This is a genomic window from Pseudomonas putida (genome assembly GCF_028682175.1).
GTDB lineage: Bacteria > Pseudomonadota > Gammaproteobacteria > Pseudomonadales > Pseudomonadaceae > Aquipseudomonas > Aquipseudomonas putida_AD.
The window spans coordinates 303,455-324,874 of the sequence record NZ_JANHKS010000001.1 but is presented as its reverse complement, the minus strand read 5'-3'; the positions used below and the strand labels follow the sequence as shown (position 1 = coordinate 324,874).

Annotated in this window: 16 protein-coding genes; 13 read left to right on the top strand and 3 right to left on the bottom strand. The window is 63.5% G+C overall.

The features are described from left to right. The first annotated feature begins 20 nt into the window (after nt 1–20). The 11 genes from NPS29_RS01505 (at nt 21) to NPS29_RS01455 (ending at nt 15,802) form a co-directional block, all read left to right on the top strand. Complete coding sequence (locus NPS29_RS01505) at nt 21–452, top strand: hypothetical protein (RefSeq protein WP_274130258.1); 432 nt, start codon at nt 21–23, stop codon at nt 450–452. A gap of 306 nt (nt 453–758) precedes the next feature. Next, nucleotides 759–1,646 (top strand): YghX family hydrolase, encoded by an 888-nt coding sequence (gene yghX / locus NPS29_RS01500; RefSeq protein ID WP_274130257.1) that lies wholly within the window; start codon nt 759–761, stop codon nt 1,644–1,646. Nucleotides 1,647–1,735: 89 nt separating this feature from the next. Further along, a complete protein-coding gene (locus NPS29_RS01495; RefSeq protein ID WP_274130255.1) occupies nt 1,736–2,860 on the top strand; it encodes a saccharopine dehydrogenase NADP-binding domain-containing protein in 1,125 nt (374 codons plus the stop codon). A gap of 117 nt (nt 2,861–2,977) precedes the next feature. Then, on the top strand, nt 2,978–3,793 hold the full coding sequence (locus NPS29_RS01490) for a hypothetical protein (RefSeq protein WP_274130253.1): 816 nt from the start codon (nt 2,978–2,980) through the stop codon (nt 3,791–3,793). Nucleotides 3,794–4,353: 560 nt separating this feature from the next. Further along, nucleotides 4,354–5,586 carry a non-hydrolyzing UDP-N-acetylglucosamine 2-epimerase gene (gene wecB, locus NPS29_RS01485; protein WP_274130251.1) on the top strand — a complete coding sequence of 411 codons (1,233 nt, stop codon included), beginning with the start codon at nt 4,354–4,356 and terminating at the stop codon, nt 5,584–5,586. Between the two features lie 157 nt (nt 5,587–5,743). Next, a complete protein-coding gene (locus NPS29_RS01480) occupies nt 5,744–7,951 on the top strand; it encodes a cellulose biosynthesis cyclic di-GMP-binding regulatory protein BcsB (protein WP_274130250.1) in 2,208 nt (735 codons plus the stop codon). Nucleotides 7,952–7,965: 14 nt separating this feature from the next. Further along, a complete protein-coding gene (locus NPS29_RS01475; protein WP_274130248.1) occupies nt 7,966–10,086 on the top strand; it encodes a glycosyl transferase family protein in 2,121 nt (706 codons plus the stop codon). Beyond that, nucleotides 10,083–12,050 (top strand): NfrA family protein, encoded by a 1,968-nt coding sequence (locus NPS29_RS01470; RefSeq protein WP_274130246.1) that lies wholly within the window; start codon nt 10,083–10,085, stop codon nt 12,048–12,050. Before NPS29_RS01475 ends, NPS29_RS01470 begins: the two co-directional genes overlap by 4 nt. Nucleotides 12,051–12,069: 19 nt before the next feature. Continuing rightward, nucleotides 12,070–12,915 carry a hypothetical protein gene (locus tag NPS29_RS01465; RefSeq protein ID WP_274130244.1) on the top strand — a complete coding sequence of 282 codons (846 nt, stop codon included), beginning with the start codon at nt 12,070–12,072 and terminating at the stop codon, nt 12,913–12,915. A 202-nt stretch (nt 12,916–13,117) separates the two neighbouring features. Then, complete coding sequence (gene atzF / locus NPS29_RS01460) at nt 13,118–14,935, top strand: allophanate hydrolase (protein ID WP_274130242.1); 1,818 nt, start codon at nt 13,118–13,120, stop codon at nt 14,933–14,935. A 159-nt stretch (nt 14,936–15,094) separates the two neighbouring features. Continuing rightward, nucleotides 15,095–15,802 carry a GntR family transcriptional regulator gene (locus tag NPS29_RS01455; RefSeq protein WP_274130241.1) on the top strand — a complete coding sequence of 236 codons (708 nt, stop codon included), beginning with the start codon at nt 15,095–15,097 and terminating at the stop codon, nt 15,800–15,802. 53 nt (nt 15,803–15,855) lie between these two features. Here NPS29_RS01455 and NPS29_RS01450 read toward each other — a convergent pair whose 3' ends face one another. Together NPS29_RS01450 and NPS29_RS01445 are read right to left on the bottom strand one after the other, a co-directional pair. Continuing rightward, complete coding sequence (locus tag NPS29_RS01450) at nt 15,856–16,059, bottom strand: DUF2790 domain-containing protein (RefSeq protein WP_274130239.1); 204 nt, start codon at nt 16,057–16,059, stop codon at nt 15,856–15,858. An 809-nt stretch (nt 16,060–16,868) separates the two neighbouring features. Then, nucleotides 16,869–18,080 carry a CynX/NimT family MFS transporter gene (locus NPS29_RS01445; protein ID WP_274130237.1) on the bottom strand — a complete coding sequence of 404 codons (1,212 nt, stop codon included), beginning with the start codon at nt 18,078–18,080 and terminating at the stop codon, nt 16,869–16,871. Between the two features lie 151 nt (nt 18,081–18,231). On the opposite strand from NPS29_RS01445, the gene NPS29_RS01440 reads away from it, so the two are divergent. Then, complete coding sequence (locus NPS29_RS01440) at nt 18,232–19,038, top strand: AraC family transcriptional regulator (RefSeq protein ID WP_274130235.1); 807 nt, start codon at nt 18,232–18,234, stop codon at nt 19,036–19,038. Between the two features lie 179 nt (nt 19,039–19,217). Here NPS29_RS01440 and NPS29_RS01435 read toward each other — a convergent pair whose 3' ends face one another. Further along, the gene (locus tag NPS29_RS01435; RefSeq protein WP_274130233.1) at nt 19,218–20,345 is read right to left on the bottom strand and encodes an alkene reductase; all 1,128 of its coding nucleotides are present in this window, start codon (nt 20,343–20,345) and stop codon (nt 19,218–19,220) included. Between the two features lie 133 nt (nt 20,346–20,478). On the opposite strand from NPS29_RS01435, the gene NPS29_RS01430 reads away from it, so the two are divergent. After that, nucleotides 20,479–21,408: a LysR family transcriptional regulator gene (locus NPS29_RS01430; RefSeq protein ID WP_274130231.1), complete on the top strand. Its 930-nt coding sequence runs from the start codon at nt 20,479–20,481 to the stop codon at nt 21,406–21,408. Nucleotides 21,409–21,420 lie beyond the last annotated feature (12 nt).

Below are 21,420 nucleotides of genomic sequence, written 5' to 3'. Positions count from 1 at the left end.
GCACTCTCGATGAGTGATGGATGACAACTGTCGTTGTTGTTCTTGTAAAAACCGGGCGCAAAGAAACGGCGGTCAGCGTGAATGTCACGTCGACGATTAGTTGTTCGGCACGGTGCAAGTACTGTCTTTTAGGACAGAGGGCTGCTGAGAGTGACTGTAGCGCTGCCATAAAAAAATGGAAGATACATTTAGAAATATATTTGAATAAAGTGATGGCCGGTAAGTGTTCGCTTCATGGCGTGTTAAATGCGGATCCAAGACCGGTGCTGGTTAAAGCGTGTCCCCGAATGTTGGGGATTGCTTTGCCCGGATTTGGGGGTGCCCGGTGTTTGCGTATTGTTGCTAACCCTATGATTGAAATCATTTTTATTATTGGAGTTGGGATGGGGGATGGAGTTGGCAAACAAATTGCTCCCTACCCTGTCAGGTGGGCGTATTTCGTCCATGGATAGAGACGGATATATAAGCGGTCTGGCAGTTTAGTTGTCAGGTTTAATGGATGTGCGCCGCAGTTGTGAAGTAGCGCTTGTGTGAAGTCACACGGCGTTAGCTATGGCGTGTTTATATATTGAAGAGGGTCGTTACATTGCCACTCACGGTCGCATCGGACATTGGACGACTACCTGGTTAATCCCCCTCCGTTGCAAAGAGCACGGTCAAGGTCACAAATCACTGCTTTAATGATTGTTCGTTGCTGCGCCTGCGAACCTGATCGTTTGCTGACGCCGCCTGTCGACAATCGATGAGGAAGTGCACCGATGACCCGTCTCACCGCCAAGGATTTCTCCCCTGAGCTGCTCGAACTCTACGATTACTACGTCCACGGCAAGATCAACCGCCGGGAATTCCTCGACCGTGCCGCGCTGTTCACCCTGGGCGGCCTGACTGCCACGGCGATCCTCGCTTCGCTGAGCCCCAACTACGCCCTGGCCGAGCAGGTCGAGTTCACCGACCCGGACATCCTCGCCGAGTACATTTCCTACCCCTCGCCAAAAGGCCACGGCCAGGTGCGTGGCTATCTGGTGCGTCCGGCCAAGGCGAGCGGCAAGGTGCCGGCGGTGCTGGTGGTGCATGAGAACCGTGGCTTGAATCCCTATATCGAAGACGTCGCCCGGCGCCTGGCCAAGGCCGGTTTCGTGGCGCTGGCGCCGGACGGATTGTCTTCGGTGGGCGGCTACCCCGGCAACGATGAAAAGGGTCGCGAGTTGCAACAGAAGGTCGATCCGGAAAAGCTGATGAACGATTTCTTCGCCGGCATCGAATGGCTGATGGCGCACAACGCCTCCACCGGCAAGGTCGGCATCACCGGCTTCTGCTATGGCGGCGGGGTGTCCAACGCGGCGGCCGTGGCCTACCCGGAGCTGGCCGCGGCGGTGCCGTTCTACGGGCGCCAGCCGAAGGCCGAAGACGTCGCCCGGATCAAGGCGCCCCTGCTGCTGCACTACGCCGAACTCGACAAACCCATCACCGACGGCTGGCCGGCTTACGAGCAGGCGCTCAAGGCAGCGGGCAAGACCTATCAGGCCTACGTCTACCCCGGCGTGAACCACGGCTTTCATAACGATTCCACCCCGCGCTATGACGACGCAGCCGCCCGCCTGGCCTGGGACAGGACGCTGGAGTGGTTCAACAAGTATCTGGCTTGAGGTCTGCACCGGGCTTGCACCATCACCCGATATCAAAGAAGCTCCCGGGTTTGCAGTGAACAGAAGACCGAATTTCAGGGAAGCGCTCGATGGTATTCAGGGTGATGGTGGTGGGCGGCTACGGCAATTTCGGCAGCATCATTTGTCGACATCTGGCCGTCATGCCCGGTGTGCACCTGGTGGTGGCCGGCCGTGATGACAGTAAGCTGCGCAGCAAAGTCCAGGCGTTGCAGGCACTGTCTGGCAGCGACTGCGAGGGATGGTGCGGGGATGCCATGGGGCCGCAGCTGCCCTCGGCGTTGCGGACGCTGGGCATTGATCTGGTGGTTCACACCGGGGGGCCGTTCCAGGGGCAGCCGTATTCGGTGGCGCTCAATTGCATTGAAGCCGGGGTGCATTACTGCGACCTGTCGGACTGCCGTGAATTCGTCTCCGGTATCAGCGTGCTCGATGGCCGCGCTCGCGAGGCAGGTATTGCGGTTCTCAGCGGTTGCAGTTCCGTGCCTTCGTTGTCAGCTGCCATCATCGACGAAAACCGTCAGCGTTTTCAGCGCATCGACACCATCGAGCACGGCATTTCTTCCTCGGCGAAAATGCCGGGGCTCTCCACCGTGCAGGGCGTGCTGGCCTATGCAGGCAAGCCGATCCGCCAGTTCAGGAACGGCCAGCCGCACTACGTGCCCGGCTGGCAGGACCTGACCCTGCGCAGGATGCCCGGCCTGGGCACCCGCCTGTTGGCCAACGTCGATGCACCGGACATGGACATTTTCGTCGGGCGCTACGGCGCGCAGAACCTGTCGTTCAAGGCAGGCTCGGGGCTCAAGCTCGGCGGCCTGGCCAACTACCTCTTCGCCAGGGCCGCTGGTGCCGGGCTGATCAAGGATCGCTCGCGCTGGGCGGCACGCCTGCATCGGCTGGGCACGTATTTCGAGCGTTTCAGTGACCGCAAGAGCGCGATGTACATCGACGTCACGGGTATCGGCACCGATGGTCAGCCGCTGCGCATGACCGCGCAACTGACGGCAACCCGCGACAAGGGCCCGGAGATTCCCAGCTGCGCCGCCGTGGCACTGGCCAGCAAAATGTCCAAAGGTTATGTGCCGCAACCCGGCGCGCGTGCCTGTGTAGGAGAAATCACCGTCGAGCAATACATGACGGCGATCAACGAACCCGAAAACCTGGACCTGAGTGTGAGGTTTTTCCCTGACCGTTGAGCGGCATCGGATCGATGCGGGCGGTCATCCATGAACTGGAGTGTGTGAGTTTCGATGACGAGTGTGACGGGTGCAAAGCGTGGTGCTGTTCAAGGGATAGTCAAAGGGGCGGCTGCGGTGTCGCTGCTGCTGTTGGCCACCGGCGGTTTTTTTGCCTGGCAGCATTTCGCGCCGGTCAGCGCCGCCACCGGCTGGGACTATCGGGTGGCCCATGACGATGTGCCGAAGGCCGCCGGCCTGGCCATCGATGAGCAGGGCAACCTTCTGGTCACCGAGGAGTTGCGCAAGAAGCAGGGCGCGATGCGCCGTATCGCTCCGGATGGCCAGCGCTCGCTGGTGCTCGATGGCCTGACCAAGCCTGACGGCCTGACGGCGTTCATGGGCGGTATTGCCTTCAGCCAGGAGACCGGCGATGCCCCGGTGTCGCTGCTCAAGGATGGCAAGGTCACCACGCTGTTCATGGCCAATGACGGCCAGGGCCTCAAGGCCGACGGGCCGCTGCTGTACGCCATCGAGGACCGCAAGGGCGATGGCCGGCTGATGCGTTACGACGCCAGGACCCAGGCCCTCGAGGTGCTCAGGGACAACCTGAGCGAGTCCGAGTCCATCGAGATCTGCCCGGGCAACAAGATGCTCTACACGGTCAAGGAGCAGGGCGTGGTGCGCCAGTTGAGCGAGGACAAGACTGACCCCGTGTATCTGGATGGCCTGAAGGAGCCGACTTTCCTGCTATGCGACGAGCGCGGGCTGTGGATCGTCGAGGACCAGACTCACCAGGCGCGCCTGTGGCTGCTGGACAACAGCGGCAAGTTGCAGGCCGTGCTTTCAAACCTGCGTGCGCCACAGGCGTTGTTGCCGACAGGCCCCGGTCACTATCTGCTGGCCGAAGGCGGGCGTAACCGGGTATTGGCGCTATCGTTCACGGGAAACTAACTACATCCCGATGCCGTATCACTTCTGGTGGTGCGGCAAGTTAGCCCGCGTGAGATTCCGTCTGTCATAAATATCCGATAGCGCGTGCAGAGCAATATAATCAGGACTAAAGTTGGATCCATGACGTCAATTTCTTGTTGTTGTCGTCGTAACTTTTGATGAGCAGCCCGTTGGGCGCGGGATGACAGTGGCGCCAGTTGAAAGTTCCACGCTTTACACTTGAGTGCCAACTGGTGCACACTTCGTTACGTATCTGGAAGGCTCTGCAACGGGGCTTTTCCCCAGTAAAACCTTAGATTGACCTTCGTTTTTGGCGAAAGTTTAGAAATGACATTAGTTGTTAAAATGGTTATAAAATCTTTTGCAATGTGATGTTTATCTGCTAATAATCCTTCCTGTTTCGGGCACTAAGGAATGTCCTGTCGTCACACTGAAGTGAAGATCGAATCAACTCTGCGATTACAGCCGTCCGACCATTACACCAACTTTCGAGCGACTTGAGCCCTTCCGGTACAAGTACGCTGCCGTGCGGCGCATGCAAATGCGCGGGAGAACTGTAAATGGCTCGAGCTCATCCAAGACTCAAAGTCCTGTCGATTTTCGGCACGCGTCCGGAAGCCATCAAGATGGCTCCACTGGTCAAGGCGCTGGCTGCGGAACCCGGAATCGACTCACACATCTGCATCACCGGGCAACACCAGACCATGCTCCAGCAGGTGCTGGACATGTTCGAACTCAAGGCCGATTACACCCTCGACGTCATGACCCCCGGGCAGACGCTCAACACCCTGACCGCCGCGCTGTACGCTGCCATCGATCCGGTGCTCGAACAGGTGCAGCCGGACAAGGTGCTGGTGCACGGCGACACCACCTCGGCGCTGGTCGCGGCGATGTCGGCGTTTCATCGGCGCATTCCCGTGGCGCACATCGAAGCCGGCCTGCGCACGGGCGATATCCACCAGCCGTGGCCGGAGGAGATGAACCGGCGCAACATCGACCTGATCTCCGATCACCTGTTCACGCCCACCGAAGCGTCGCGGCGCAACGTGCTGGGTGAGCGCTTGCAGGGCAAGTCGTTCGTCACCGGCAACACGGTGATCGACGCGCTGCAAATGACCGCCGAACGCATCGACCGCAATCGCCAGTTGCGCGTGGCGCTGGATCGCCAGTTCAACTTCCTGGTGCCCGGTCGCAAGGTACTGCTGGTGACGGGGCATCGTCGGGAGAACTTCGGCGAAGGCTTCCTCGACATCTGCAAGGCGCTGCGCACCCTGGCCCGCCGCGATGACGTGCAGATCGTCTACCCGGTCCACCTCAATCCCAACGTGTTGGGGCCGGTCACCGAGCACCTCGGCGATCTGCCCAACGTGCACCTGATCAAGCCGCTGGACTACCTGTCGTTCGTGCGCCTGATGCAACTGGCCCATGTGATCCTCACGGACTCCGGTGGCGTGCAGGAAGAAGCGCCGTCCCTGGGCAAACCGGTGCTGGTGATGCGCGACGTGACCGAACGTCCCGAGGCCGTGACCGCAGGCACCGTGCGCCTGGTGGGGACCGATCCCGACACCATCGTGCGCGGGGTGTGCGAGCTGTTCGACGACGATGCGTTGTGGCGCCGGACCTCCCAGGCCGCCAACCCTTACGGCGATGGCAAGGCCTGTTCACGCATCGTCGATGCGCTGATGGGCCGGCCGGTGGACGAGTTCGTCGTGGAGCCGCCGGCAAGGCGACCCGCACCGACCGAGGCGCAACGCCCGGCCGCGCCACTGCGTTCGGTCTCCCGCCTGCATTAGCGGCGGCTGCGAACGCCGGGCCCGCCACTTCGGTGGCAGGCCCTGCCGAACATCTTGTGGGAGCGGACTCATCCGCGAAGAGGCCGGTTGGTCATGCCGACTTGCCTGCGATTGCCGCTCTCCCACGCCACATTTGCTTTGACCGAGATCTGCCTGAATGAAGTCTTCCGTAACCGTTCCCACGGGGGCGTTGCACGTCCTCGCCTGCGGCATGAGCCTGCTGGCCGTCGCTCCAGCCTTTGCCGCCGAGAGCCCGTTGAGCCAGGCGATCAGTCGCCTGAACGCCGACACCCGTCAGCAGCGGGTCATCGAATTGAAGGACCTGGGCATCGACCGCCCGATCATCCTCAACGCCACCGACGCGCGCCGCGAACTGTACCTGCCGGTGCCGGCGGACGTGCCGCTGACCGATGCCACGCTGCACTTCGACGCCAGTTACCTCAATGGCGAATCCGGTCGCAACACGCTGCTGCTGTCGCTGGACGGCTACCCCGTGCGGGCACTGGGGCTGAACGAAGGCGAGGGCGATGCCAGCGCCACGCTGGGCGTCGACAAGGCGCCTCGCGACAGCGGTTCGGTGCGGTTGGGGATTGCCTGGTCGTCGATCATTTCCCGCATTCAATGCGAAGACGAACGCGCCATCGGCAACGTGCTGCGCATCGCACCGGACACGCGCCTGAGCTACAGCTTCGACGCCAGCCAGTTGCAGGATGTGGGTGCTGCCTGGAATGCGCTGCCCGGCAAACCGGGGATTCTGCTGGCGCCGGGCAAACTGTCCACGGCCAGCTACGACGCAGCCTGGCGCCTGGGCGTGGCGCTGGAACGCATCGGCAAGCAGGCGCGCATCGTGCAGTTCCCGCAGGTCAAGGACAGCATCGACCTCACGGGGGTGAGCATCCCGGCCGAACTCAAACAGATTCCGGCCTTCGCCAGCCTCGACGGCAAGGGGCTGCACACTCTCGACGATGCGGCGCAGATCGGTGCGCTGCTGATGCTCGGCCAGACCCCGGCGTTCAATGCCGATCTTGCGGTCAGCGATCCGCAACTGCTCAAGGCGGTCAACGAATCGCTGGACGCCTTGCAGGCCCAGGTGCAGCGCCTCGATGCGACGGCGGGCAGTGCGTTCAATCAATGGCGTGAGCGGCATGTCAACGGCGCGCTCGCCACGGCGGGCAGCGACAACGTGCGCCTGGCGATGCTCGGCGCGCACCCGCTGCTGATGATCAATCAGGACGCGGCGGGCAAGGCAATCGGCCTGTTCAGTGCGGCCTGGAACAAACTCGCCCGCACTCGCCAGTTGACCGTGGGCGAGGAGGCCAACATGCCGCTCAGCGATGACGGCCGCGTGGCGTTGACCCGCCTGGGTGGCAAGCCGGGCAGCGTCGACGTGCTGGCCAAGACCGACTGGAGCGCGAGCTTCCCGCTGGGCAGCGTGGCCTACGACGGGCGCATCCCGACCCACGCTGCGGTGGACGTTTCCGCAGCGCCGGGTGCGTCCGGCACGCCGCCGATTGCCAGCCTGTTCCTGAACGACTACCTGATTGGCGCCAGACAGCTCGATGCCGATGGCCAGAAAGAACGCATCGAAGCCCGCATTCCGCGCTACGCACTGGCAGCGCAGAACACCTTGCGCGTGTCGTTCCAGCGTCAGCCGGTCAGCGACCTGTGCCGCGAAACCCCTCAGGCGTTCCCGGTGGCGGTGTTGCCGAGCAGCCATGTGACTCTGGAAAAGAGCGCGCTGGACGGCGACTTTTCGGGCATGGCCGCACGCTTTGCCACGGGCGCCCAGGTGCTGATTCCCCAAGGCTATCTGGAGCGTCCGGCGGGCAGCCTGCCACAGTTGATTCGCGTCGCCAGCGCCAGCGGTGTGTCGCCGTTGCGCGCCGACCTCAAGGTCAGCGACGACGCCAACACCGCACTGTCGCCGGACACGTCATTCCTGGCCTTCGAAGTACCGATCAAGGGCAGCGACGAATCGCTGCAGGTCGATGCCCAGGGCCATCTGCTGATCCATCACAAGGAGCAGACGCTGCTGGACCTCAAGTCGCTCAATCACCTGGCGGCGCTGCAGGTGGTCGAGTCCGGCAGCCAGCACGGCATGGTCTACCGCACCCTGGGCGGGCAGGCGCCGAACTTCGCACGGCCGGTGTTGCTGGAGCGCGGCAATGTCACCGTACTGGGGGACAACGGCCCGTTGACCACCTTCGACGCGAAAGACCCCACCGGCAGCCAGATGATCGATGACGATGAGCCCAAGGGCCTGGATGCCTGGCGCAAGCCCTCGGCGCTGTGGCTGATTCCCGCAGTCGTGATCGGTTTCCTCGTGTTGTTGCTGGCCGGCCGTCGCGCCCGTCGCAACCGTTAGTAACGGGAGCCGCGATGACCTCGCTTTATTGGCCGTACTGGCTGGCCCATTACTACAGCGCCCTTGAGGTCGCGACCATCGTGGTCGCGGCCATCATCCTGGTGTCGAGTCTGGATGACCTGTTCATCGACCTGTGGTACTGGGCCCGGCGCATCTATCGCAAGTTCACCGCCGAACGGCGCTACCGCCCGTTGACCGCCGAGCAACTGATTGCCCGCGACGAACAGCCGCTGGCGATCATGGTGCCGGCGTGGCTGGAATACGACGTCATCGCGCCGATGATCGAGAACATGGTCTCGACCCTGGACTACCAGAACTACGTGGTCTTCGTCGGCACCTACGTCAACGATCAGCGCACCATCGATGAAGTCGAGCGCATGCGCCGTCGCTACAAGCAGTTGCATCGCGTCGAAGTGCCCCACGCCGGGCCGACCTGCAAGGCGGACTGCCTGAACTGGGTGATCCAGGCGATCTTCCTCTACGAGCAGACCCACGGCGTGCACTTCGCCGGGGTGGTGTTGCACGACAGCGAAGACGTGCTGCACCCGCTGGAAATGCGCCTGTTCAACTACCTGCTGCCGCGCAAGGACATGATCCAGTTGCCGGTGGTGTCGCTGGAGCGCAACTGGTACGAGTGGGTCGCGGGTACCTACATGGACGAGTTCGCCGAATGGCACGGCAAGGACCTGGTGGTGCGCGAGAGCATGACCGACAGCGTGCCCTCGGCGGGCGTCGGCACCTGTTTTTCGCGCCGGGCGTTGCAGGTGCTGGCCGACGAAACCAGCAACCAGCCGTTCAACACCGACAGCCTCACCGAGGACTACGACGTCGGTGCCAGGCTGGCCCGCTACGGCATGAGCGCGATCTTCGTGCGCTTCCCGGTGCAGTACCGGGTGCTGCGCAAATCCTGGTTCCGCGAGCCCTACGAATCGACCCTGGAAATGCCGCTGTGCGTGCGCGAATTCTTCCCTGACACCTTCCGCACCGCGTTCCGCCAGAAGGCCCGCTGGACCCTTGGCATCGGCCTGCAAGGCTGGGAGCAGATGGGCTGGAACGGCTCCCTGGCCAATCGTTACCTGCTGTTTCGGGACCGCAAGGGGATTGTCACCTCGTTCGTCAGCATCATCGCCTACCTGATCCTGGCGCAGTTGCTGGCGCTGATCGTGCTGCGCGCCAGCGGGCTGTGGAACACCAGCTTCCCGACACCGTTCGACACCAACGGTCTGGTGGGTTTCCTGCTGGCGGCCAATGGCGTCGCCTTGCTCTGGCGCATGGCGCACCGTTGCTACTTCACCACCATCATCTACGGCTGGCAGCACGGGCTGTTGTCGATGCCGCGCATGGTGATCGGCAACTTCGTCAACTTCATGGCTGCGGCCAGGGCGTGGCGGCTGTTCCTGGTGGGCAAGGTGCTCAATCGCAAGCTGGTCTGGGACAAGACCATGCACGATTTTCCCTCCACCGACCTGGTCGCCCGTGCGCCGCGCAAGCTGGGTAGCGTGCTGCTGTCTTGGCAGGCGATCAACGACGAAAAACTGCAAAGCGCGCTCGACGAACAGCAGACCCGGCAGATGCCCCTGGGGCGGATCCTGCTCAGCCGTGGCTGGCTCGACGACGAAACCCTGGCCGAGGCCATCGCCTTCCAGAACGACTTGCCACGGGTGTTCGACATCGCCGCCAAGGTGTCGGCGCAGCCGTTGCTGGCCGATGAATTCTGCCTGCGCTGGCGCGTGGTGCCACTGGCGCTGGACATCGACGGGCGCCCGGAAATCGCGGTCGCAAACCCCTTGTCCGAAGACGGCCTGCAGCAAGTCAGCGAACAGCTGGGCGTGGAACCGGTGCAGTTGATCGCCCGTGAAAGCGAGATCGTCGAGCAGTTGCGCAAGCTCGACGCAGTCGCCGGCCAGCCGCTCCCGGCTGCGACGCCACTGCTGGGCGAGCTGCTGATCGATCAGGGCCTGCTGGATCGCCCGACCTTCAACCGCGCCATGCTCGGCTACCGCCCGCACATGCACGGCCGCATCGGCGACTACCTGGTGGACATCGGCGTGCTGTCGCGCGAGACCATCGAGCAGGCCGTGGCCCGGCAACACCGCCATTCTTCACCTGACGCACCCACGGAGCAGCCCTCATGAGACTTCCGATTTTTCTGAGCCTGAGCGTCCTGCCTGCGTTGTGCCAGGCCCAGTTCAACTCGGCCACGCAACCGCAGATCCTGCCGCTGGCCCTGACCGGCCCGGCCTACGAGATCGCCAACCAGGCCTACGCCGCCTACAACGACAAGGACTACGACCTGGCGATTGCCAAGGCCGAGGAAGCCCTGCGTCAGCGCAGCGACGTGGACCGCTTGCGCAAGCTGATCCAGCTGGCAGAACGCGACAAGGATCGTCGCGACCACCCCGAGCGCTATCCCGGCAACAAGAAGGGTTTCCAGAATGGCGACCGCTCCCTGCGTGCCTACGCCAACGGCGACTACGACCGCGCCGAGGAGTACGCCCGCAGGGCCATCGCCGAGGCACCGAAGAACCCCGATTACCGCATGATGCTGATCGAGGCGCTGCAGCGTCAGCAGCATCTGGATGAGGCGGAGCAGGCAATCAGCGACGCCGTTGCGGTACTGGGTGAGTCGCCACAACTGAGCCGGCGTCTGCAAGCGGTTCACGAGCAGAGGGCGGTCAACATCGCCGCCGCCGGTTATGCGTCCCTGGCCCGTGGCGACAACGATGCTGCCGTCAGCTACGCCCGCGACGTGGTGCGCCAGTACCCTCAGGAAATCGCTTACCGCCGCCTGCTGGTCAGCGCCTTGATCGCCCAGGAGCAATACTCGGCGGCCCGTTCGGCGGCCACCGAGGCCCTTGCGCTCAAGGGCAACGATGCGACCCTGCTGGCTCAGCGTGGCCAGATGCGCATGCGCCTGGGCGACAAGAGCGGCGCCCAGCAGGACTTCAGCCAGGCACTGGCGGTAGGTACGCTGCCGTTGCGCGATCAGGCGTCGCTCTACGCGGCGCTCGGCCAGCCCAAGGAAGCCCTGGCGCGCATCCAGCAGGCCCGCGACAGGGGCCAGCTCAAGCGGGGGGATGAAGTGCAGATCGCCTATTTCCTCAGCCAGGCCGGCGACGATAAAGGCGCGCTGGCGGAGTTCAAGCGTGTCGATCGCAGCACAGGGCTGACTCCCAAAGAGACACAGGACGCCGCCTACAGCGCCATGCGCGCGCCGGACGACGTGCAGGCCATCTCGTATTTCAAACGTGTGCTGGATTATCAGCAGACCGGTGACTTGCACATGCCTGATCAGCAGGTGTTCGACACCCGCCGCGCCGTCTCGGACCTGTCCCGGGTGTGGGGCGTGACCAACACCACGACCTACCGCGGCGCCAGTACCAGCAACGGTTTGAGTGGCGCGCCGAGCAGCAGCAATGACAGTTTGCAGAACAGCACCGAGGTGTTCTGGCGCCCGGAAGGGTATCGCAATGCACGTTTCGTCGAGTTGTACGGGCGCGTCACCGATACCCTGTGGAACAAGGAAAGCGGCAACGATAAAGGCCTGGACGCCTTGCAGGGCGCGGTCGGGATCCGCATCAAGCCATTTACCGAATACAACGTGATGGCCGCGTTCGAGCGCACCTTCCCGTTGGCGGGCAGCAACGTCAGTGGCGACTGGCTGGTGCGCCTGGGCTACGGTTCGAGCATCGGCACCGACCTGCGGGTGGACAAGAAGAGCTGGTGGACCTCGCAGCTCTACGCCGAAGGCGGGCGCTACCTGCGCGACAAACGCAACTACTTCAACAGCGAGTGGCAACTGGGCCGCAGCATTCGCCTGGACAGCATCAGCCCAAGGCTGGTGATTTTTCCCCACGTGGTGGCGGCGGCCAACTACGACTCGAAAATGCACAGTCAGGTGGATGCCCTGGGGCGCAACCACACGTCCTCGGACAGCGCCGGCGGCGCCGGTGTCGGGATCGGCGTGCGCTACTGGTTCCGCGAAACCAAACACAAGGCGCCGCAGTCCTACATCGACTTCTCCGTGCAGTACCGCGAGAAGATTTTCGGCGACGACAGCGCCCAGGGCGTGTTCGCCCGCATGACCTACTCGTGGTGATGGCTTGGACGGATCTGTGATGTCACGGCTGCTGAAGACTTCCCTCGCCGCGCTGTTGATCGGCGCGCTGGGGTTGGCAATCGATGCGCTGTACGAGTTGGGGCAGGGCATGCGCCCCGACATCGCCGGCATCGTCTGGCAGCCGGACAACGCCACCGTGGACATTCAAGGCGAGTGGGACACACTTGGCGCCCACGAATTGCTGGTGCAGTGGACGGCGGTGGACGGCCAGTCATTCGTGGCCGGCTCCGGCCTGCCCGAGGTGCCGAAGTTGCCGGACTGGGCGCGGATTGCCAAAGAGCCCTGGGCGCAGGATGTGATCGTCGGGCTGGCGGGTTTTTTCAGTGAAAACCGCTCGCGGGACAACATCGAGGAGCTGGCCACGCTGTCCGAGCGCATGGCCAAGGTCAAGACGCCGCTGAACGTCACCGGCTGGTATTTCCCGGCCGAGGTCGACCCCAGCTGGACCCGCGCCAAAGAGCTGCCCGCGCTACTCGCCCGCTTGCCCAGGCCGCTGTGGATCAGCGTCTACGACGGCGCCAACATCGGCCCCGAGGCCACCGCCGACTGGCTCAAGACCTGGCTGCCCGACGACATCGGCGTGTTCTTCCAGGACGGCGTCGGTGTGTATGCCCGCACCGCGCCTGTGGCCAGAACCTACGCCGACGCCCTGCGCAAGAAGCTGGGCAAGCACCGGGTGAAGATCATCGTCGAAGCCTTTCGCCCACAAGTCGGCGGCGGCTTTCGCCCGGCCACGGTCGATGAACTCAAGCCACAGATCGCAGCGTATCGCGGCTATCCCCTGTACCTGTTCGACGGCCCGCACTATGTGACGCCGGAGGTGGTGAAGGGGTTGAGCAGGTAGGACACGTTGAGGGCAGCCACGCAGCAGCCCGGCCTCGCGGCACCAGCACCAAAACAATCCACCCTGCGCTTCATGAGTGAGCATCTTCGCGCTTGCAGCGGGTATCCACTTTAACCTGAGCCCCGGAAAACCAGCCCTCCTAACCAATGGCCCGGCTTTTGCTTTTGCAGGATTCAAACTTGGATACAAGATGGAATCCACCATGCAAAACGACCAACACCCGCAGTTCGGCTGGACCGTGAACGAATGGCTCGACGCTTATCGCAAGGGGGCGCTGACGCCTGATGTGTTGCTGGGTCTGCGAACGGCTTATCCCGAGCAGGATAACGCCTGGATTTCTCTGGTCAGCCCCGCGCAACTCGAGGCGCAACTGGCTGAACTGGCCCAGCGGCTGGACGTTGCGCAAGGCGATCTGGCGCAGTTGCCAATGTACGGCGTGCCCTTCGCGATCAAGGACAATATCGACGCCGCCGACTGGCCAACCACCGCCGCCTGCCCCGAATTCGCCTACACCGCCAGCCGCGATGCCACGGTTGTTTCCCGACTGCGCGCAGCCGGTGCCATCCTCATGGGCAAGACCAACCTCGACCAGTTCGCCACCGGACTGGTCGGCACGCGCTCACCCTACGGCGCGGTGTCTAACAGTTTCCATCCGGATTACGTCAGTGGCGGCTCCAGTTCAGGCTCCGCGTCAGTGGTCGCTCGCGGGCTGGTAGCGTTCTCGCTGGGCACCGACACGGCAGGCTCGGGCAGGGTGCCGGCAGGCTTCAACAACATCGTCGGGCTCAAGCCGACCAAGGGCCGCTTGCCCAATACCGGACTTGTGCCGGCGTGTCGCAGCGTCGACTGCATCTCGGTGTTCGCGCTGACCGTCGAGGACGCCGAATGCGTGGCCGGGATCGCCGAAGGCTATGACGCCGAGGATGCCTATTCGCGCAACAACCCGGCCAGTGCGCCGGTGGCGTTCAGCGCGGGATTCAGGATCGCGGTGCCGGACAGCCTCGAGTTTTTCGGCGACACGCAGAATCAGGCGGTGTATGAGCAGGCGCTGCTGACCTTGAGCAAGATGGGCGCCGAGATCAGCCGTATCGACTTCGCGCCGTTCAAGGCGCTGGCCGAGCAGTTGTACTTTGGCCCGTGGGTGGCCGAACGTACCGTGGCGCTTGAGCCGGTGCTTGCGAGCAACCCGGATGCGATCAACCCGGTGGTGCGCGGCATCGTCGAAAACGGCTTGGGGTACAGCGCCTGCGATGCCTACAAGGCGGAGTACCTGCGCGCAAGCTTGAGCCGCCAGATCAATGAGGCACTCGCGGGCTTCGATGCCCTGGTGGTGCCGACCTCGGCGACCATTCGTACCCTGGCTGAAATGGCCGAGGAGCCTGTGCGGTACAACTCGCAATTCGGCTTCTACACCAACTTCACTAACCTGGCCGACCTCTCGGCACTTGCCTTGCCAGCCGGGCTGCGGGCCGATGGCCTGCCTGCCGGCATCACCCTGATCGCCCCGGCCTGGCACGACACGGCGCTGGCGAGCTTTGGCAAACGCTGGCAGGCTCAGCAAAACTTGACGATGGGCGCCACCGGGCGAGCGCTCCCGGCATGCAGGACTGTGGCCGCTGCGGCCAAAGGCAGCGTGCGTGTGGCTGTGGTCGGCGCGCATCTGACCGGCATGCCGTTGAATTTTCAGCTCACCGGCCGTGATGCGGTGTTGGTCGAACAGACCCTGACCGAGCGCGAGTACCGCCTCTATGCACTGCAGGGCACCGTGCCGCCCAAGCCGGGCCTGGCCAGGGCGCAGGGCGGGCAGTCGATCATCGTCGAGCTGTGGGATATTCCGCTGGCGCGCTTCGGTGAATTCGTCGCCGAGATTCCCGCGCCGTTGGGCATTGGCAATCTCACTCTGATCGACGGGCGCACGGTGAAGGGCTTCATCTGCGAGCCCTGGGCGCTCGCCGATGCGCAAGACATCACGGCCTTCGGCGGCTGGCGCGCTTACATCGCGAGTTTGAATAAAGCCTGATCCGGCCTGATCCCCTCTCCGTAGCAGCACGGCTTGCCGGCGGGAGCGGTGTGTCAGGCGACGCAACTGCGACAGGTCGACCGCTCCCGCCGGCAAGCCGTGCTGCTACGGTATCGGGGTGACCGGTCATGTAAGGGAATTCATCATTCGAGAACAAGCATGCAAATCGCTCCATCGAAAAAAACCAGGGATCGCCCGGACAACATGGTCGAGGGGATCTATCGGCAGCTCAAGGACGACATCTTCGAGTTTCGCCTGATGCCAGGTGATCGTTTCAGCGAGAGCGAGGTGGCCGAGCGTGTGCAGGCCAGTCGCACGCCGGTGCGTCAGGCGCTGTACCGGCTCGAGCGCGAAGGCTACCTGTTGGTGCATTTTCGCAGCGGCTGGCAGGTGAGGGCGTTCGATTTCAAGTACTTCGAAGAGTTGTATGACGTGCGCATCGTGCTGGAAACGGCAGCGCTGGCAAGGCTGGGGCAGATGGATCTTGAGGGCAACGCGCAGATCGCAATCCTGCGAGAGACCTGGCAGGTGCCAGAGAGCGAACGCTTGCAGGATGCCGCTCAGGTGTCGGCGCTGGACGAGCGCTTTCACTGTGCGCTGGTGGAGGCGGCGGGCAATGCGGAAATGGCGCGCATGCACCTGGAGATCACCGAGAAGATCCGCATCATCCGGCGTCTGGATTTCACCCAGGCACCAAGGATCGAGGCGACTTACATCGAGCACGGGCAGATTCTTCAGGCACTGCTTGAGCGTCGTATCGAGCTGGCGCAGCAGTTGCTCAAAAGTCATATCGAGATCAGCAAGCAGGAGGTGCGCAAGATCACCTTGCACCGTTTGCATGTGGCGCGGGAGCTGGCAGGAGGCTGAGGCTTTTGCGCCCGTTCCGAAGGTCGGATCGGGCGCGGGGTTTCGGGGCGGGTTCAGCCGTTCTGGTTGTGGCAGTTGTCGACGGCTTTGAGGTAGTCGAGCATCTGGGTCTTGCCGCTGCTGTCCTTGTAGGTGATGTGGCTGGTGACCAGGCCGCAGGTGGTGGTGTCTTGGGTGGCGGCTTCGGCGCGGGCGGCGAAGGTGCAGATGTTCAGGGCGGCGAACAGGCAGGCGGCGACGGTCAGTTTGGTGTTCATGTGTGTATCCTCAAGGTTGTGATGGGGTTTGCCGGGAGGCGCTGTGTGTGGCCTCGATGGAATGTATTTAACGCCGACTGCGTATCCCGGATGTGTCGTGGCACAGCGGGTAAAGCAACGAAACGTATTGGGGGAGGGGAGTGATACACAGCGATACAAATCAGGTGGGGATGCGGCGCAGCAGCGCGCTCCTGCATTTGCCCTGATCGTTCCCACGCTCCGCGTGGTAACGCAGTGTTTGACGCTCTGCGTCTTGGGGGACTTTGAGGTCGGGTGTATATCCGTTTCCGCGGTGGTTGGGGTTATGGGTTTCGCCCCTTACGGGCGACCTACTTTCTTTCGGGAAAGTAGGCAAACCATTTGCTCCTGGATGGGGTCCTCCTTCGTCGGACTTCCCTCGACTCCGGCGCCGTTCCGGGGGCACGCCGTGATGGGCCGTCCCTGGCCCGCACGGCTTTCGCGGCTTCCTGCCGCTCATCCCCCTCCACGACGCCTGCGCTCGGCCTGGCGCCTTTACGTCGCGCCCTGTGTCGCCTGCACCACCGCGTAAGAGGATCAAGATCAAAAGCTTTGGTTGGACACCGCCCCGTAGCAGTCCGGCTTGCCGGCGTCGGCGCCCCCAAAATCGCCACCGCTGGCAAGCCGGACTGCTACGCGTGAATGACCTCAACCTTGTAGGAGCGCGCTTGCCCGCGATGGCGTTGGTGCATCCGACACTTTTCCATCGAATGTACCGGCCATTCGCGGGCAAGCGCGCTCCTACGGTTCCGGGTATGGCAAGACCGCTCCCCCCGGCATGCCGTGTTGCCTCAAGCCACCGAAGCCTGCAGCTTCACCTCCCGCTCGGGCCTGAGCAGCGGCGTCACGCCGAGCATCGCCACCAGCACCCCAAACAACAATTCATACCCCAATCCATACCCACCAGTGACATCCCTCAACACCCCGAAGCAGATCGGGCCCAGTGCCGCTATCAGGTAGCCGACGAACAACATGAACACCGTCCAGGCCCCCGCCTGCTCGGGGGTGGTGGCGTTGTCCAGCGGCAGGGTCATGGCCACGGTGAAGCCCATCCCCAGGCCAATGGCCGCGAGCACCACGTAAAGCGCTGGTGCCCAGTTCGGCGCAAAGGCCATCCCGGCGATGCCCAGCGCTGCCAGCAGTGTCGACAGGCCCACCAGCGCCCGACGGTCGTGAGCCTGGCCCGGAATCAACCCTGCGCCCACACTGGCAATCGCAAACACCGCCGTGAACATCCCCAGCAACACACCCGACGGCAGCGAGGTCACCCCGGTCTCGGACGATGCAGGCGCCAGCCAGGCGAACAGTGCGTACACCACGAACTGCCCGGCACCGAAGTTGAACGCCACCAGCCACGCCTGGCGATTGCCCCACGGCAGGCGTGCGCGCTGCGTTGCGGGTCTGGATGGCGCCGTGCGCGTGGCAAAGCGCCGGGCCATCCACCGCCAGCTGATAATTGCGGTGATGCACAAAACCGCCCAGATGCCGGCACCTACGCGCCAGTCCTGCGCCAGTTGCGCAACCGGCGCGGTGAAGACTGCCGCCAGCGTGGCGCCAAGGCTGAGCCCCGCCGCATAGATGCCCATGAACAGTGATGCACGGTGAGGGAAGTGTGCCTTGATCCAGCCACCGATCAGCGCCCCGGCAATGGCGATGCCGACGCTCGCCAGAAAGGTGCTGGCCAGCAGCAGAAATGGCCCCGGCGACAATGCTCGACATACCGTCGCCAAGCCGAGCAAGGCCAACGCCAGCACCACGCAACGGTCGATACCGAAGCGCCGTGCCAGGTCGGGCGCCATGAGCGCGAACACGGCCATGCACAGGTCAGGAATCGATGTGAGCAGTGCCGCCTGGGTGAAGCTCAGGTCGAAGTGCTGCTGGATCAGCAACAGGATCGGCCCGATGGACACGATGGCCGGGCGCAAGGCGATGGACAGGACCAGCAGGCCAATGACCGCTGCCAACGTATGCCGGGTGGCGGGTGAACCGGGTGACTTGCTCATGTGCAAACCCTCGTGCAGGTGATGAATGAGGGAAATGCTAATGACGTCTGAAAAGCTACGAATGCCAGATAGTGTCGAGAAAGTGACAAATCTGCTTGACGCCATCCCCATGACCGGGCGACATGCCACTGTCGCCCGACGAGCCCGCAGCATGAAGAAAACCGCCCGCACCCTCGCTGCCAATACCGAGCGCAGCGTGGACTATCAGGATTATCGCGACGTACCGCGGCCAATGACCGTGCTGGTGCGCGATCAACAAACCGGCGAATACAACGCGCCCCATGACCACCGCCACGGCCAGATCCTGTACGCCGCCAGCGGCATGATGCGCGCGGTGACCGAGGACGGCCTGTGGTTCCTGCCGCCCCGGCGGGCGCTGTGGATTCCGCCCGGGATCGTCCACGACCAGTTGATGCTCAGCCCCGTGCAGCTGCGCTCGGTGTACATCGAGCCGCATCTGGCCGAGGGCTTTGGTGACAGCTGCAAGATCGTCGAAGTCTCTGTCATGTTGCGCGAGCTGATCCTGGCGCTGGCCGACCAGCCTATCGAATACCCCCAGGAGGGGCGCAACGCGCACATCGTCGCCTTGATCCTCCATGAGATCGCCTCGGCGCAAAGCCTGCCGCTGCAAATACCCTGGCCCGTGGACCGGCGGCTGGTGACGGTGTGCAAGGCGATTCTGGAGCACCCTGAACAACCGCATTCGGTGGAGTTCTGGGCGGACAAGGTCGGCGCCAGTTCGCGCACGCTGATTCGGCTGTTCATCAAGGAAACCGGGCTGACGTTCCGGCACTGGGTGCAACAGGTCAGGCTGGCCACGGCCATCGACCGGCTGGAACAGGGACAGGCGGTGGGCAGGGTTGCGCGGGATCTGGGCTACGCCAGCCAGAGTGCGTTCAGTGCGATGTTCAGGCGGGTGATGGGGGAGTCGCCGAGGGAGTTTCTGTACCGGGAGTGATGGGGGGGGTAATTCAGTGTGTGTCGAAACAACGCGCCGGACAATTCTGTGGGAGCGGGCTTGCCCGCGAATGCGACGGACCTGGCACATCGAAGGTGACTGGTCCGTCGCATTCGCGGGCAAGCCCGCTCCCACAGAGCGTTCGTTGAACGCTGCTACATATCGGTGATCGATCCGGATCAGACTGCCGCGTACGGCGGATAGTCCACATACCCTTTGGCATCACCGCCGTAGTAGGTGTCGCGATCCGGCGTGGTCAGGGGCCAGCCGTTCTTCAGGCGGGCGACCAGGTCAGGGTTGGCGATGAAGGGCTGGCCGAAGCCTGCGAGGTCGATCAGGCCGGCGTCCACCAGGTCCTGCGCGCGTTCCAGGGTCATGTCGCCGGCGAGGATCAGCGCGGTGTCGCCCAGTTGTTCCTTGCAGTGTTGCAGCAGGGTGCGCAGCGCCTGTTCCTGGGCGTCGGCGCCTTCCTGGGCGAGGAAGAAGTGCGACTGGTCCATGACGTGCACGTAGGAAATGCCGCGCTGGCTCATGCCGGCGCACAGCGCCGAGTAGGTTTCGTCGATTTCCGGATAGATCGGCATGTCGAACAGTTGGCCGTAGGGCGACACGCGAATCCCGACGCGGTGAGCGCCGATCCGGGCGATGACGGCGTCGACCACTTCGAACACGAAGCGCAGGCGACCTTCCAGGGTCTGGGCCGAGTAGCGGTCGCTGCGATCGTTGATCAGCGGGTTGAGGAACTGCTCGATCAGGTAGCCGTTGGCACCGTGGATTTCCACGCCGTCGAAGCCCGCGTCGATGGCGTTCTGCGCGGCCTGGGCGAAGTCTTCGACCACGCGGCCGACTTCTTCGGTGGCCAGGGCACGAGGTGTCGAGGTCGCGACGAAACCGGGCTCGCCGTCATCGGTGTAGCCGAAGGCGATGGCGCCCTGGGCCGGTTTGTCGGTGGAGCTGACCGGGGCCTTGCCGTCGATCTGGATCGAGGTGTGGGACACGCGGCCCACGTGCCACAGCTGGGCGAACATGCGTCCGCCGACGCTGCGCACCGAGTCGGTGACCAGTTTCCAGCCTGCGATCTGCTCCTGGGTGAAAATGCCGGGGTTGAACAGATAGCCCTGGCCTTCGCGGGAGATCGGCGTGCCTTCCGAGACGATCAGCCCGGCGGTGCCGCGCTGGGTGTAATGCAGCGCGATCTGCGCGGTGGCGATGTCTTGCGGCGCCCGCGAGCGGGTCATCGGTGCCATGACGAAACGGTTGTTCAGGGTCAGGCCGTTGAGGTCATAGGGGGCGAACAGGTCGATCATAAAGGGGCTCCGGCTGCGCGATGGCAGGTGGTAATGAAGAATGCAGCGATGGTAGAAGCTTGCTGAAACAGCCACAATGCAGTGCATTCGCAAAAGACCATTGCGATTTCAGCAATCGCACGGGAGCCTCGGCATGCACCTCAAAGCCCATCGTTTCTTCGCCATGGTGGCCGTGACCGGCAGTTTCTCCGCCACCGCGCGGCACTTCCAGGTGCCGGCGTCCTCGGTTTCGCGCTTCATCGCAGCGCTGGAACGTGAGGTCGGGCAGCAACTGCTGTACCGCAACACCCGCGCCGTGACGCTGACCGAGGCGGGCGAGCGCTATTACCTGCAAATCCGCGAAGTGCTGGACCTGCTGGACGCTGCCGACGAGCAAGTCACCGGCAAGGGCGGCGGGATTCTGGGTCTGGTGCGGATCAATGCGCCGGTGGCGCTGGGGCATCTGCACATCGTCAAGCTGCTGGACGGCCTGTACGAGCGCTACCCGGAATTGACGGTGGAACTGACGGTGTCGGACGTCTACATCGACCCGGTGCAGGAAGGATTCGACCTTACCTTCAGGGTCGGGCATCTGCAGGATTCGGCGCTGATCGGGCGCAAGATCTGCGATCAGCATTTCGTGCTGTGCGCCAGTCCCGCCTATGTCCAGCGGTACGGCGAGCCGAAGACTCCCGAGGATCTGCGCAATCACCAGTGCCTGGTGTACAAGGGGTCGAGCGGGGCGCAGCGCTGGCATTTGCGCAAGTCCGCAGGGGGCGCGGCGCAGGTCATCGACGTCAACGGGCCGCTGCGCAGCAACAACGCGCAGGTGCTGGTGGAGGCGGCATTGGCGGGCAGGGGGCTGGTGTTTTTCCCCACCTGGCTGTTCAGCAAGGCGCATTTCACCAGCGGTGAACTGGTCAGGCTGATGCCGCAGTGGTGCGGCTCGGTGGAGGAAATCCCCAGCCCCATTCACCTGATTTCCCCCGAAAACCGCCTGCGGTCGCAGAAGACCCGGGCGGTCTGGGATTACTTCCTGCAAGCGATTGGCTCGCCGCCGTACTGGGACGACCTGGGCAACTGAGCGTGCCGGATG

Bases quoted from the DNA above. Each gene is read 5' to 3' on its own strand.
- NPS29_RS01435 (WP_274130233.1), bottom strand. From the start codon at position 20,345: ATGATCGACCTGTTCGCCCCCTATGACCTCAACGGCCTGACCCTGAAC.
- NPS29_RS01430 (WP_274130231.1), top strand. From the start codon at position 20,479: ATGCACCTCAAAGCCCATCGTTTCTTCGCCATGGTGGCCGTGACCGGC.
- NPS29_RS01470 (WP_274130246.1), top strand. From the start codon at position 10,083: ATGAGACTTCCGATTTTTCTGAGCCTGAGCGTCCTGCCTGCGTTGTGC.
- yghX (WP_274130257.1), top strand. From the start codon at position 759: ATGACCCGTCTCACCGCCAAGGATTTCTCCCCTGAGCTGCTCGAACTC.
- NPS29_RS01455 (WP_274130241.1), top strand. From the start codon at position 15,095: ATGCAAATCGCTCCATCGAAAAAAACCAGGGATCGCCCGGACAACATG.
- NPS29_RS01480 (WP_274130250.1), top strand. From the start codon at position 5,744: ATGAAGTCTTCCGTAACCGTTCCCACGGGGGCGTTGCACGTCCTCGCC.
- NPS29_RS01505 (WP_274130258.1), top strand. From the start codon at position 21: ATGACAACTGTCGTTGTTGTTCTTGTAAAAACCGGGCGCAAAGAAACG.
- NPS29_RS01445 (WP_274130237.1), bottom strand. From the start codon at position 18,080: ATGAGCAAGTCACCCGGTTCACCCGCCACCCGGCATACGTTGGCAGCG.
- NPS29_RS01440 (WP_274130235.1), top strand. From the start codon at position 18,232: ATGAAGAAAACCGCCCGCACCCTCGCTGCCAATACCGAGCGCAGCGTG.
- NPS29_RS01465 (WP_274130244.1), top strand. From the start codon at position 12,070: ATGTCACGGCTGCTGAAGACTTCCCTCGCCGCGCTGTTGATCGGCGCG.
- wecB (WP_274130251.1), top strand. From the start codon at position 4,354: ATGGCTCGAGCTCATCCAAGACTCAAAGTCCTGTCGATTTTCGGCACG.
- NPS29_RS01450 (WP_274130239.1), bottom strand. From the start codon at position 16,059: ATGAACACCAAACTGACCGTCGCCGCCTGCCTGTTCGCCGCCCTGAAC.
- atzF (WP_274130242.1), top strand. From the start codon at position 13,118: ATGCAAAACGACCAACACCCGCAGTTCGGCTGGACCGTGAACGAATGG.
- NPS29_RS01495 (WP_274130255.1), top strand. From the start codon at position 1,736: ATGGTATTCAGGGTGATGGTGGTGGGCGGCTACGGCAATTTCGGCAGC.
- NPS29_RS01475 (WP_274130248.1), top strand. From the start codon at position 7,966: ATGACCTCGCTTTATTGGCCGTACTGGCTGGCCCATTACTACAGCGCC.